This is a genomic window from Microbispora sp. CA-102843 (assembly GCF_050936215.1).
Lineage (GTDB): Bacteria > Actinomycetota > Actinomycetes > Streptosporangiales > Streptosporangiaceae > Microbispora.
Map to the genome: position 1 here is coordinate 8,771,777 of NZ_JBNJNF010000001.1, position 13,269 is coordinate 8,785,045.

The following is a 13,269-nucleotide window of genomic DNA, read 5'->3' on the forward strand; positions in this document are numbered from 1 at the left end:
CGATCACTTCTCCCCGTCGTGAGTGAGGGCGTGCGTGAGGCCGTGCGTGAGGGCGTGCTCGATGCGGGCCACGCGGCCGTCGGCGAAATGGACCACCTGGTCGGCGTACGCCGCGGCGTTCGCGTCGTGGGTGACCATGACGATGGTCTGGCCCAGTTCGCGGACGGCGTGGCGGAGGAAGCCGAGCAGCGCCTCCCCCGCCCGGGAGTCGAGGTTGCCGGTCGGCTCGTCGGCGAAGACGATCCGCGGCCGGGCGGCCAGCGCCCGGGCCACGGCGACCCGCTGCTGCTGCCCGCCGGACAGCTCGGCGGGACGGTGCCGCAGCCGGTCGCCCAGCCCGAGCATCGCGACGATCTCGTCGATCCACGCCTGGTCGGCCCGCCGCCCGGCGAGGGTCAGCGGCAGCACGATGTTCTCCGCGGCGGTCAGCGTGGGAACCAGGTTGAAGCTTTGGAAGACGAAGCCCACGTGCTCGCGGCGCAGCAGCGTACGCTGCCGCTCGCTCAGCCGGCCGAGGTCGGTGTCCCCGATGAGCACCTGCCCCTCGTCCACCGTGTCGAGCCCGGCCAGGGCGTGCATCAGGGTGGACTTGCCGGATCCCGACGGTCCCATGACGGCGGTGAACCGCCCGGCGGGGATCGACAGGGTCGCGCCGTCGAGGGCCCGGACGGCGGTGTCGCCGCGGCCGTAGATCTTCACGACGTCGCGGGCCACGGCGGCGGCGTCGGTACGCGGAGGTGTCTCGGTGATGGTCATGGAGGCAGCGTCGCCGCCGGAGCTGTCCGCACGCTGGTCGCGGTCTGGTCGCGGCCTCCCGGCCCTCCGGCGGTGGCGGACAGCGGACGGACAGCGGGCCGCCAGAGCGGGGTAGCACGGTGAACGGCGTGGAAGACCAGAGCCCTCAGTGGCTGACCGTGTGCGTGCCGGCCCTGCTGTGCCGCAGGTGCGTGCGCCTGCTGAGCAGGCACGTGCGCGACGTTCCCGGTGTCACCGCGTTCGAGGTCGACGCCGCCCGGGGTCTGCTGCGCGTACGCGGCGGCGTGGACGCGGGGAATCTCGGGGCGGTGCTGGCGGCGGCGGGGTTCTCGGGCGACCGGTGCGAGCACCGGCGCAGCAGCCCGTGATCTTCAGTTCGTGAGCGCGGCGGCCTTCTCGCGGGCGTGCGCGGCCTCGTCCGGCAGGCCCGTCTCCTCGGCGCAGCCGGCCAGGAACGACCACAGGCGGGCCCTGGCCCAGGGGAACTCACCCTCCTTCAGCAGCGCCAGCGCGTCCCGGCACTCGCGGACGGCGGAGCCGGCGTCCCCGCGCACCCGGGCCATGCGCGCCCGCCCCCACGCCGCCCATGCCTGGCAGCGGGGGTTGCGCGCCCGCCGTGCGACGTCGTCCGCCTCGGCGAGCAGCGCCGTGACATCGTCGCCCTCGTCCACGTCGAGCCGGGTGTGGGCCGTGTGCACGAGGGCGAAGGTCAGCCCGTGGAGCGAGTTCCGGCCGCGCACCTCGTCCACGGACTCCCGCAGGACGGCCAGGGCCTCCTCCCGCCGCCCGGACTCGCGCAGGGCGATGCCGAGATGCGCGAGGATCGCGCTGCCGATGATGCGGTCGCCGACGGACCGGGCCAGGTCGAGAGTGCGCCGCCACCGGACGACCGCGTCCTCGAAGTCGCCCAGGCGCAGGGCCAGCAGCGCCTCCAGATACTCGGTCATGCCCAGCCACCAGCCGTCGTCGGAGTCGCCCAGCTCACGCCGGCTCCGCTCGATCAGGGCGCGGTAGTGCCCGGGGTCCCCGCCGTACTGGCCGGCCCATGCCGTCACGAGCCGGGAGATCGCGGCGTTGCGTACGTCGCCGATCTCCTCGAAGACCGCGAGGCTCTCCTCGGTGGCGGCGACCGAGCGCGGGGTCGGATAGTAGACGTGCAGGAGCCCGATGCCCTGCAGCGCGCGGGCCCGTGCGGCGGCGGCGGACCCGCCGCCGGTCTCCAGCAGCGCGGTCAGCGCCCGGGTGCCCTCGTAGCGCACGCCGTAATTCCAGAACATCACGAGCGCGCAGGCCAGCCGGAAGCCGTTCTCGACGTCGCCGCTGTCGACGGCGTGGTCCACGGCGGCGCGGAAGTTGTCGTGCTCGTCGTAGAGCCGGGTGTAGACGGTGAGGTTACGGACGTGCGGCCCCTGCTCCTCGGCGAGGCGCACGCAGTAGGCGAGGTGGCGGTCGCGGCACTCGGCGACCTCCCCGGCCTCCTCCAGCCGGGCCCACGCGTAGTCGCGTACGGTGACGAGCAGCCGGAACCGCCCGGTGGCCGGTTCGGGCACGACGAGCGACCGGTCGACCAGCCGGAACAGCAGGTCGAGCACCTCTCCCCGGCTGACGCCGCCGAAGGCGCACACCTCCTCCGCGGCCGCCGGGGTCCAGCCGCCGCGGAACACCGCGAGGCGGCGCAGCAGCCGCCGCTCGGCCTCCGACAGCAGGTCGTGGCTCCAGTCGAGGGTGGCGCGCAGCGTGCGGTGACGTGCCTCGCCGGTGCGCGGTCCCGCCGTCAGCAGCGAGAACCGGTCCGCCAGCCGGGCCTCGATGTCGGCCGGAGACAGCGCCTTCACCCGGGCGGCGGCCAGCTCGATGGCGAGCGGCATGCCGTCGAGCCGGCGGCAGATGGACGCCACCACGGGAGTGGTCTCGGCGTCGAGCGTGAACGAGGGCCGTACGGCACGGGCCCGCTCAGCGAAGAGCCGCACGGCGGGCCCGTCGTTGTGGGTGACGCCCAGCGGACCGACCGCGACCTGCACCTCGCCGGGGATCGCGAGCGCCTCCCTGCTGGTGGCCAGCACGCGCAGCCGCGGGCAGGCCGCGGCCAGCCGCTCCACGAGGGCGGCCACGTCGTCCACCAGATGCTCGCAGTTGTCGACCACGAGCAGCGTGCGGCCGTCGCGCAGGTGCTCCTCGACCGCGTCGGCCGCCGCGGTGCCCTGCGGCGGCACGCCAAGTTCGGCGGCGAACGCGTCGGCGACGTCCGTCCCGGGCTCCAGGGCGGCCAGGCGGACCAGCAGCACGCGGTCGGCCCGCGTTACGTCCGGCATCTCGTCCGGCGTCTCGTTCACCCTGCGGGCGATCTCGAACGCGAGCGTCGTCTTGCCCATCCCTCCCGGGCCGGTCAGCGTCACCACCCGCGACTCCGCGAGCCGCTCCAGCGCCGCGGCCACGTCGTCCTGGCGGCCGATCACCGACGTCAGCCGCCGTGGCAGCCGGTCACCGTGCACCGGCTGCGGCTGCGGCTCCTCGCGCGGAGGGGACGGGACCTGCTGGCGGAGGATGGCCTCGGCGAGCGCCTGGAGCTCCGGCGACGGGTCGATGCCGAGCTCGTCGGCGAGACCGCGGCGCAGCGCCTGGTAGGCGGCCAGCGCCTCCGCCTGCCGCCCACCGCGATACAGCGCGAGCATCAGCAGGCGGTGCAGCCGTTCCCGCAGCGGGTGCCGCGCCACCAGGCGTTCGACGTCGGCGACCGCCTCGTTGTGCCCGCCGGACTCCAGCAGGAGCTCGAACCGGTCCTCGACCGCGCCCAGCCGCAGCTCCTCCAGCCGGGCGCTCTCCGTCGTCGCCCACGTCGTCTGGCCGACGTCGGCCAGCGCGGGCCCCCGCCACAGCCGCAGCGCATCGTCCAGGCTGCCCAGGGCGGCGATGACGTTCCCGGCGGCCGTCTCCTCCCGCGCCCGTACGAGCAGCCGCTCGAACACGTGCGCGTCGACGGCGTCCTGGGGCACGGCCAGCCGGTATCCCGGGGCCTGCGTGACCAGGACGTCCGCGCCGAGCCCGGCGGCGGCGAGGGCGCGGCGCAGCTTGGACACCCGGATCTGCAGGGCGTTCGCCGCGTCGGCCGGCAGGTCGTCGCCCTCGTCGCCCCACAGCGCGTCCGTCAGGCCGTCCACCGGCACCACGCGTCCGCACGACAGGGCCAGCCGGGCCAGCAGGGCCCGCACGGACGGCGGCAGGGCCGTCGCGGAGCCGTCGGATCCCCGCACCTCGGTGGGCCCGAGAACCGCGAACGTCACGGCGGTGTTCGGCATGTCACTCCTCGTCACTCCCGGCTCCACCGGGGCTGCCCAATATTAAGGGGCGATGAGCGTTTTGCCGGGATTGCTGGTGGTGGTCGTCAGGTGACCGGCCAGGGCGCGTGCGTCGCGATCCACCCACCCCAGCACCGACGAGCCGCGGGCGCGCTGCCAGGGCAGACCGAGGAAGTACAGCCCCGGCCAGGCCGTCACTCCCTCGTGGTGCACCGGCGCCCCCTGCTCGTCGAGCACCGGCACGTGCAGCCAGGGGTAGTGCGGGCGGAAACCGGTCGCCCACACGACCCCGTCGGGACGCACGCGACGGCCGTCCGCGAGGACGACGGCCCGCCCCTCGGCGTCCACGGCGCGGTCCACCCGCTCCACCCGCCGCAGCAGCCGCTTCACGTCCGTCCCGATGATCAGCTCGCGGCTCCTGACGCGGCGCCCGATCCGGCTGTCGCCGCGGATGTCCATGAAGCCCAGGTGGGAGAACCACCAGAACAGGTCACGGCCCAGCACCCGCTGGGGCAGCACCCGGCCCATCGACGAGACCGACAGCCGGACGCGCCGCCCGGTCCCGGCCAGCTCCTCGGCGATCTGCACGCCGGTGTTGCCCGCGCCGACGACCAGGATCTCGCCCATCGGGAGCTGCTCGGGCCGGCGATACCGGCTGCTGTGCAGCTGGGTGACGTGCGGGTCCAGACCGGACGCGAAGGCGGGCGTCCGCGGCGTGTGGAACGCCCCCGCCGCGATCACGACCCGGGCCGCTGTGTGGGTCGCCGTGCAGGTCGCCGTGTGCGCGCCTGCCGAGGTCTCGACCAGGAGCCGCCCCCCTTCCGGCCGTACGGCCGTGACCTGGCAGCCGAGGCGCACCGGGAGGGCGAACCGCTCCGCGTACGCCTCCAGGTAGTCGGCGACCTCGTCCTTGCCCGGATGACCGTCAGGGTCGCCGGGGAACGGCAGGCCCGGCAGCCCGTCGTACCGGCGCGGGGTGAACAGCGTGAGCGAGTCCCACCGGTGGCGCCACGCGTCTCCCACCCGCCGATGCGCGTCGAGGATGGCGAACCGCAGACCGGCGCGGCGCAGGTGGTAGCCCAGCGCGAGCCCGGCCTGGCCGCCTCCGACGATCAGCGTGTCGTAGTCGGCGCCGCTCATTCGGCGGCCTCGTAGCCGGCCTCGGCGATGGCCTCGCGCACGGCGGCCGGGTCGGCCGAGCCGGTGACCACCACGGTCTTGGCGGTGAAGTCGACGGCCACCGAGCCGACTCCGGGCACCTCGCCGACGGACTCCGCGATCGCCTTCACACAGTGGCCGCAGTTGATGGCGGGCACGGACAGCACGAGCTGGTTCACCTTGGCTCCTTCACGTGACGGGCCGCCCGGTGCGGCCCACGTGGAAGCACCATGACGGGCGCCGCTGTCCGGTCCCTGTCGCTAGGTCTCGTCAGGTCTCGTCAGGTGGACAGGTGGCGGGCAGCGGCGGGAAAGCGCCGCGCGCGACCGTCGCCTCGAAGCTCTTCGATCAGGAGGTGGAGCGATGACGGTCGTGACGAGCATGTGCACGCTGGACATCGGCGGCATGACCTGCGCATCCTGCGTACGCAGGGTGGAGAAGGCCCTCACCCGGGTGGACGGCGTGGCGGCGGCCGAGGTGAACCTCGCCACCGAGGTCGCCACCGTCACCTACGACCCCGCCCGCGTCACCGTCGAGACGCTCGCCGAGTCGGTCGTGCGGGCCGGGTACACCGCCGAGATTCCCCAACCGGAGCCGGAGCCGGTGCCGGGCACCGAACCGGAGCCGGACACCGAGCCGGACCGGGAGGTCGCCCGGCTGAAGCGCACCTGGCAGGTCACCCTCGCGGCCGGGCTGTCGATGATGGTGCTGATGTACCTGCCGCTGCCCATCGACGCGATGGACTGGCTGATGCCGCTGCTGCTGGTCGTCGCGACGGTCGCGCAGTTCTGGGCGGGCCGTCCCTTCTACCGCGCCGCATGGGCGGCGGCCCGGCACGGCGCGGTCAACATGCACACGCTCGTCGCCATGGGCACGACGGTGGCGTACGGCTACAGCGCGTTCGTCACGCTGTGGCCGGCCGCGGCCGAACGGCTGGGGCTGCCGCTGCACGTGTACTTCGAGATCTCCGTCGTCGTCATCGCGCTCGTCCTCATGGGCCGGTGGATGGAGGCGAGGGCCAAGAAGCGGACGACCTCCGCCATCAGGGAACTGCTCGGGCTGCGGCCGAAGACGGCCCGCGTCCTGCGCGGGGACACCGAGGCCGAGATCCCGGTCGAGGACGTCACCGTCGGCGACCTCGTCCGGGTGCGCCCGGGCGAGAAGATCCCCGTGGACGGCGTCGTGACCACCGGCGTCTCCACCGTGGACGAGAGCATGATCACCGGTGAGAGCATGCCGGTGCGCAGGGGCGAGGGCGACCCGCTGATCGGTTCCACGATCAACCGGACCGGCTCGGTGGTGATGCGGGCCACCGCCGTCGGGCAGGACACGACGCTGGCGCAGATCGTCCGGCTGGTCGAGCGGGCGCAGGGGTCGAAGGCGCCGCTGCAGCGCCTGGCCGACATGGTGTCCGGGTGGTTCGTGCCCGCCGTCATCGGCATCGCCGCGCTCACCTTCGCTGTCTGGGCGATCTTCGGCCCCGACCAGGGACGGCTCACGCTGGGCATCGGCACCGCCATCGCCGTACTGATCATCGCCTGCCCGTGCGCACTCGGCCTCGCCACCCCCACGGCGATCATGGTGGGCACCGGGAAGGCCGCCGAGCTGGGCATCCTGATCTCCGGCGGCGACGCGCTCGAACAGGCCCGCCGCCTCACCACGGTCGTCCTGGACAAGACCGGCACGATCACCCGCGGCCGTCCCGACGTGACCCGCCTCGTCACCGTCGCGGGCGGGGACGCCGACGAGCTTCTCGCGTACGTCGCCGCGGCCGAGACGGGCTCGGAACACCCCCTCGGCGAGGCGATCGTCACGCACGCCTGGAACCGCGGGCTCCGCCTGCCCGAGGCGGAGCGATTCGACGCCGTACCCGGCCACGGCGTCGAGGCCCAGGTGGGCGGCAGGGCCGTACTCATCGGGAACGCCGCACTCATGCGCCGCCATGACGTGAGCTTCGGCGAGCTGGAGCAGGTGGCCGCCGAGGCCGCGGCCGAGGGAGCGACCCCCGTGTACGTCGCCCTCGACGGCCGCCTCGCCGGATTGATCGGCGTGGCCGACACGATCCGGCCCGAGTCCCGCGAGGCCGTCGACCGGCTGCGCGCGCTCGGCCTGGACGTGTGGATGCTGACCGGCGACAACCAAGCCACCGCCGATGTCGTCGCCCGGCAGGTCGGCATCGACCACGTCATCGCCGACGTACGGCCCGAGGACAAGGCCGCCCGCGTGGCCGCCCTGCGCGAGAACGGCGCGGTCGTCGCCATGGTCGGCGACGGGATCAACGACGCCCCGGCGCTGGCGACCGCCGACTTCGGCATCGCCATCGGCACCGGGACCGACGTCGCCATCGCGGCCTCCGACGTCACCCTCGTCGGCGGCGACCTGCGCGGCATCGTCTCGGCCATCGTCCTGTCCCGGCGCACCGTACGGACGATCAAGCAGGGGCTCGCCTGGGCGTTCGCGTACAACGTGCTGCTGATCCCGGTCGCCGCCGGTGTGCTGTACCCCTTCAACGGCGTGCTCCTCGACCCCTCCCTCGCCGCCGCCGCGATGGCGATGAGCTCGGTCAGCGTCGTCACCAACGCGCTGCGCCTGCGCCGCTTCCGGCCCGGCTCCGGAGGGTCCCGGCTCGCCGACTGGGGCTATCTCGCGGGCATCGCCTGCCTCGCGGTGGCCGTGGGCGCCGGGTTCACCGCGCTCAGCCGTACGGAGGCGGCCCAGCGCGGGATGAACGGCGTGCTCGCCTGGGTGGAGAACACCGGCATGCCGATGCGCCCGGCGATGAGCGTGATGATGACCGCCGAGACTGAACCCGTCCCCGCGGAGGACGCCGGTGTCCGGATGGACATCCGGGTCCCCCAGGACGTCACCCCCGGCGTCCCCGCCACCGTGCGCATCCGCCTGACCGACCCCTCGACCGGCCGTCCCGTCGACGACGTCGTACGCAGCCACGAGGCGTGGATGCACTTCATCGCCACCCGGGCGGACCTGGGCACCTTCGCCCACGTCCACCCCGAGCCCACAGGTCGGCCCGGCGAGTTCTCCGTCCGGCTGACCTTCCCCACCGCCGGCCGCTACCTCGTCAACGCCGAGTTCCGGCGGCGCGGGGAGATGACCGACGTCCTCGACCACCAGGAGATCACGATCGGCCGCCCGGAGGCTTTCAGGGCCTCTTCCACCGCCTCTTCCGCCGCCTCTTCCACTGCCTCGGAAACGGCCTCGCCGTCTCCCCGCGAGCAGATCGTCGGCGGCCTCCGGGTCACCCTCACCGGCGAAGCCGAGGTCGGCGGCAGGAGCGGCCTCACCTTCCGCTTCGCCGACGCCGCCACCGGCAGGCCCGTCTCCGGCCTGCGCCCCTACCTGGCCGCCGCCGGACACGTCGTGATCATGCCGCTCGACGGCAAGGGATTCGCCCACGAGCACGCGGAGGCCAAGGACGACCAAGGCCGTCCCGTCTTCGCCCTGCCCGGTCAGACCTTCGGGCCCGAACTCGGCCTGCACGCCCGGTTCCCCCGCCCCGGCCTCTACCGTCTGTGGGCCCAGTTCCGCGACGCCCAGGGCCAGGTCCTCACCACGACGTTCACCCTGGAGGCCCGTTAGGGCCGTGTTCACGAGCCTTGTCCACGAACCTTGGCTACGAGCCTTGTCCACGAACCTTGGCTACGGACCTTGGCTACGGACCTTGGCCACGGACCTTGGCTACGGACCTTGGCCGGGTCGGTCACTGCGCCGGAAGTAACCTGCGGTCCTCGCGAAGCCCGCTTCGCTGGGCCTTCGCTCCGGTCCTCGCTCCCTTCCGCTCCGCTCCCTCAATCCCGGCGAACGTTTGTGGACAGCGGCACTACACCCGCAGTCGCCGGGCTCTGGTGTGGGTCGGGTGGTAGGTGAAGGTCCAGCGGTCGGTGCCGGTTTTGTGGCGGGTGTAGCGGTCGGGGTGGCGGTAGCGGTCGCGGTTGTGGAACTGGCAGGCCGGTCCGAGCAGTTTCAGGTCGGTGAGCCCGCCGGTGCTCCAGTTGTCGGCGTGGTCGATCTGGCACATGGTGGCGGGCAGGGGGCAGCCGTCGATCCAGCAGGTGGCGTAGCGGGCGAAGACGGCCCGTCGTTGGGCGGGGGTGGCCAGGCGGACCTTGCGGCCCATGTCCAGCACCTGCCCCTCGGCGTCCATCACCAGACGCACCAGCGTGGAGGTGCGGGCCAGCCGGTGCACGCCGGAGACGGGCAGCATCTGCCCGGTCGCCAGCAACAACCCCGGCGCCGCCCCCAGCAGCACCCCTGGTGCGGCCGTCCCGGGCAGCGCTCCCGGCGTCGTCCCTGGCGTCGTCCCTGGCGTCGTCCCTGGCGTCGTCCCTGGCGCTGTTCCCGGTGGCCTGTCCGGCTCCGGTCCCCGCTCGCGCGGCGCCGTTCCCGGTGTCCCCGGCGCCCCCCGCGCTCCGCACGAGCACCGCGCCTCGCCGCCGCACCCGCATCCGTCCTCGTCGTGCCCCCGGTGCTCATGGCCGTGGCACTCACACCCGCCCCGCCCATGCCGGCACTCCCCCGCGGGCCGATGCCCGGCCTGGGTGTGACGTCCAGGTAGGTCCTTGGGAGGAGGATCCGGCTGTGCTGTGTCTGGATGTGCTGTGTCTGGATGTGCTGTGTCTGGATGTGCTGTGTGCGGGTGCACTGTGTGCGGACGCCCGCTGCCGCCGCGCGCCAGCGATGCTGACGCGCGGCTGGCGTCCGTAGCTTCCGTTTGGCCCGCACCACGGTCGCAGTCCTCGCCCTCTGCGGGCGCGGCGTCGTCGCCCTCGGCAGGGGCGGTGCTCGCATCGCAGGCGTCTTCGGCGCTTCCGGTGTCGCCGGGGGCGCAGTCGCCGGTGTCTTCGGCGTCGCGGGGCTCGGTGTCGCTGGGGCCGGTGTCGCTGGGGCCGGTGTCGCTGGGCCCGGTGTCGCTGGGGTCGGTGTCTTCCGGGTGGTCGGGATGGTCGGTGACGGGGTCGGCAGGGAGGGATTCGGCGTTGACCAGGACCAGGAGCTCGGTGGCGATCTTCTGCTCCAGGAACGCGATGAACGCATCCGCGTTACGCACCCGCAGCGGCCGGTCATCCCCCTCAGCCTTCGGCTTGGCGTAGGCGTCCAGCAGGCTGCGCAGCCGGGCGGCGGCCTCACGCGGCAGATAGAACTCCCCTTCCAGCCCACCGCCCCCGGTAGGGCGGACCCGCAGGAAACGCCGGGCGTAGTCGGCCTGCTCATCGCGGTCCTCACCGTCGGGGTTCAGCACGGCGCGGAGGTAGCGGCCGGCCTTGGCCACCTCCGCCGCCCCCGCTTTGCCCGCCAGCTCCAGCAAAATCGGCTCAGCCAGGTCGGCCTGCTCGTCGCTCAGCTGGGCGGTGGCGGTGCAGATCGCCTCCACCACCCCCGCCGCCAAGCCACCCGCGGCAAACCGCTCCCGCACCCGGGGCAGGCGGCCCAACTCCACGGCCAAGGTCAGCAGGCGACCCGCACCGGGCACGCTCAACCCTCCGGCGGTGCGCAACCAACTGCGGGTGGAGGCATGCCCATGCTGCCTGGCCCGCCCCGCACGATGCACCCGCCCGACGCGGTCCGCCAACGCGCACGTGATCCGATCCCGCGCGAACATCAAATCCTCAGCCTCGGCCAGGCAGACGTCCACATCGTCCGGAAGCGGCGCCAGCGCCAACGCCTGCGCCGACTCACGAACAGAACCCACCAGCACCCACGACGAGCGGGCTCGGCGATCACCCGCGCCGGCGGCACCCGGGCTGTCGGCGCTGTCGGCGCCGGGCGCGGCGTCGCTCCTGTCCTGGCCCGCCCGCTGCGGCAGTTCGGGGTCGCTGATCGGGAAATGCTCCCGCGCGAGCGAACCCTCGGCCGACCACAACGGTGAACCGGAGGTCAACCGGTCCCACCAGTCGTCAGAGATATTCGAATGATTGGGGTGTTCAGGATCAAGGTCGAACAGGTCCATCGCACCTCCTAACCGAATTCGAAAATCTGTTTTAATTCTCTCTGCCGGTATCACCCTGAGCAACCGTGCGACGGGATTTGTTGGAGCCACAGGCTTACGGAGCAGGGGCCAGGAGATCGAACAGGGCGTGGAACACGCCGGAGAGCCCGACCGCGATGAGGATGGGAATCACCAGGCTGAGACAGAGAGCCAGAGCGCAGCCACGACCTCCGCCCATCGGGTTGGGAACCGGTTCCTGCGGCTCCAGCCCATGCCACAGCGATCGGGGTTCGAGGAGGAGGAACAGCATCGCGCCCACCTCGCCCACGGTGAACAGCCAGAACCAGGCCCATCTGCTCCCCAGCCTGGGCCGGGCCGCACCGATCATGACGAGGAGCGCGGCCATCCAGGCCCCGCCGACGAGCCAGGTCGCGCCATGGAACGGCACGCGAAACGGCCAGCCCGAGAAGAACCCTGCGCGCGAGTTAGCGAGCCGGGCCTCCGGGCGGGGAACGGTGGCGTTGAGGTCGCGCAGGAGTTCGCGGGGGGTGTAGGCCCCGTTCCCGGAGCGGTCGGCGTGATACCAGAGCAGAGGGCCCGTCGACCAGCGCAGATCCACCGGGGTGCCGGAGTAGACGACGTACGTGACCTGCCCGGTTCGGAGCGCCGTGTGGAAGTCGGCGAGGGTGCGCTCGCGCGGGGTCGCGCTGAGCACGGTCACCAGAGCGCCCCACAGCAGCACGACGAGCAACGCCACGCGCACCCATAGCCCCGCGATTCGGTACGGAAGTCGCATGACGCGAGCTTCCCTCAGCGGGCCCGCGACGGCACCCCTCTTCCAGAGACGGCTACAACCGGTCCTGGCGGGGCAGCACCACCTCGCGGGCCAGGAGGAGCAGGGCCGCCGCCAGCGGGATGCCGAGCAGGGCCCCGACGATGCCGAGCAGCGCCCCGCCGAGCAGGGCCCCGACGATGGTCGCCACGGGCGGTACGTCGACCGACGACTTGAACACCTTCGGGGAGATCCAGTAGTTCTCGACCTGCTGGTAGACGACGAAGAAGACCACGCAGGCGATGCCGGCCTGCACCGAGGAGAGGAAGCCCACTCCCGAGGCCACGACCGCGCCGATGACCGCGCCCACCAGCGGGATCAGGTCGGTGACCGCGACGAAGATGGCCAGCGCGAGCGCGTACGGCACCTTCAGCATGGCCAGGAACAGGTAGGTCACCACCCCGGCGATCAGCGAAATGATCAGATTGCCCGCGACGTAGCCGCCGATCTGGTTGATGATCTCGTCGCCGAGCAGGCGGACCCGCGTACGGCGTGAGCGGGGCACGAACCGGTAGGCCGTCTCCTTGATGGAGTTGAGCGACCCGAGGAAGTAGAGCGTGAGCACGAGCACGGTGAAGGCGCTGAACAGCGCACTGATCACTATGCTCGCCACACCGAGGAGGCCGCCGAACATCTGGGTGGCCAGCCCGCCGCCCGCGACGTACTGCTGGATCTTGTCGAGGATCTGGTAGCGCTCGTCCACCGAGCGGATCAGCGGGTGGTTCTGGAGCTGCTGCACGTAGTCGGGCAGCTGTCGCACGAACCCGGTGGTCTGCTCGGTGAGCGGCGGCACGACCGCGAGCCCGAAGACCACGAAGAACGCGATGACCGACCCGAACACGATCGTGATCGCGAAACGGCGGGACAGGTTGCGCCGCTGGAGCGCCTCCACCGCGGGGTTGAGTCCGATGGCCAGGAACAGCGAGACCACGATCAGCACGAGCGCCGAGCCGGCGCTGGCGATCGCCTGGACCAGGAGCCACGCGGTGAGCACGCCGAGGGCGCCGGTCAGGCCGAACATGAACGGATTGCCGCGCAGCGGGCGTCCCGGCAGGCCGAACGGCCGGTCGGAGGCCATGGCACCGTCGAGAACACGGTCAACGGGATCAGCGGCGTCAACGGGGTCAACAGGGTCAGCACGGTCGCCGTCCGGGGACCGGTCGGGGGTCGCCGGGGAGCCGGTGGGCTCCGGCGTCGTCTCCCCCTGGCCGGGGAGCGAGGGGAAAACGCTGGAGATGCCGCTTCCTGGGGAAAGACCGCTGTCGGACACGCCCCCACTGCTG

Annotated in this window: 9 protein-coding genes; 2 read left to right on the forward strand and 7 right to left on the reverse strand. The window is 72.7% G+C overall.

Going from position 1 to position 13,269, the window contains the following annotated elements:
• Nucleotides 1-3: 3 nt before the first annotated feature.
• Nucleotides 4-756, reverse strand: a complete 753-nt coding sequence (locus ACQEVJ_RS40705) for an ABC transporter ATP-binding protein (RefSeq protein ID WP_433110113.1) — start codon at nt 754-756, stop codon at nt 4-6.
• 128 nt (nt 757-884) lie between these two features.
• Between ACQEVJ_RS40705 and ACQEVJ_RS40710 the strand changes: the two genes are divergently transcribed.
• On the forward strand, nt 885-1,124 hold the full coding sequence (locus tag ACQEVJ_RS40710; RefSeq protein WP_433110115.1) for a hypothetical protein: 240 nt from the start codon (nt 885-887) through the stop codon (nt 1,122-1,124).
• Between the two features lie 3 nt (nt 1,125-1,127).
• Here ACQEVJ_RS40710 and ACQEVJ_RS40715 read toward each other — a convergent pair whose 3' ends face one another.
• From ACQEVJ_RS40715 to ACQEVJ_RS40725, 3 genes are read right to left on the reverse strand one after another with little or no spacing between them, the layout of a single operon-like run.
• Nucleotides 1,128-4,052, reverse strand: coding sequence for an ATP-binding protein (locus tag ACQEVJ_RS40715; protein ID WP_433110117.1), 2,925 nt, complete (start codon nt 4,050-4,052; stop codon nt 1,128-1,130).
• A gap of 42 nt (nt 4,053-4,094) precedes the next feature.
• Nucleotides 4,095-5,192, reverse strand: coding sequence for a flavin-containing monooxygenase (locus tag ACQEVJ_RS40720; RefSeq protein ID WP_433110119.1), 1,098 nt, complete (start codon nt 5,190-5,192; stop codon nt 4,095-4,097).
• Entirely contained in the window at nt 5,189-5,389 is a 201-nt protein-coding gene (locus ACQEVJ_RS40725; protein ID WP_433110121.1) for a heavy-metal-associated domain-containing protein, read from the reverse strand. The genes ACQEVJ_RS40720 and ACQEVJ_RS40725 overlap by 4 nt, the downstream gene beginning before the upstream one ends.
• A gap of 184 nt (nt 5,390-5,573) precedes the next feature.
• Here ACQEVJ_RS40725 and ACQEVJ_RS40730 point away from each other — a divergent pair, with 184 nt between their 5' ends.
• Nucleotides 5,574-8,807: a heavy metal translocating P-type ATPase gene (locus ACQEVJ_RS40730; protein ID WP_433110123.1), complete on the forward strand. Its 3,234-nt coding sequence runs from the start codon at nt 5,574-5,576 to the stop codon at nt 8,805-8,807.
• A 241-nt stretch (nt 8,808-9,048) separates the two neighbouring features.
• Here the strand turns inward: ACQEVJ_RS40730 and ACQEVJ_RS40735 are convergent, their stop codons facing one another.
• From ACQEVJ_RS40735 to ACQEVJ_RS40745, 3 genes are all read right to left on the reverse strand, one after another.
• A complete protein-coding gene (locus tag ACQEVJ_RS40735; protein WP_433110125.1) occupies nt 9,049-11,106 on the reverse strand; it encodes a DUF222 domain-containing protein in 2,058 nt (685 codons plus the stop codon).
• 163 nt (nt 11,107-11,269) lie between these two features.
• Nucleotides 11,270-11,950 carry a hypothetical protein gene (locus tag ACQEVJ_RS40740; RefSeq protein ID WP_433110127.1) on the reverse strand — a complete coding sequence of 227 codons (681 nt, stop codon included), beginning with the start codon at nt 11,948-11,950 and terminating at the stop codon, nt 11,270-11,272.
• 52 nt (nt 11,951-12,002) lie between these two features.
• Nucleotides 12,003-13,064: an AI-2E family transporter gene (locus ACQEVJ_RS40745; protein WP_433110129.1), complete on the reverse strand. Its 1,062-nt coding sequence runs from the start codon at nt 13,062-13,064 to the stop codon at nt 12,003-12,005.
• Nucleotides 13,065-13,269: the final 205 nt, after the last annotated feature.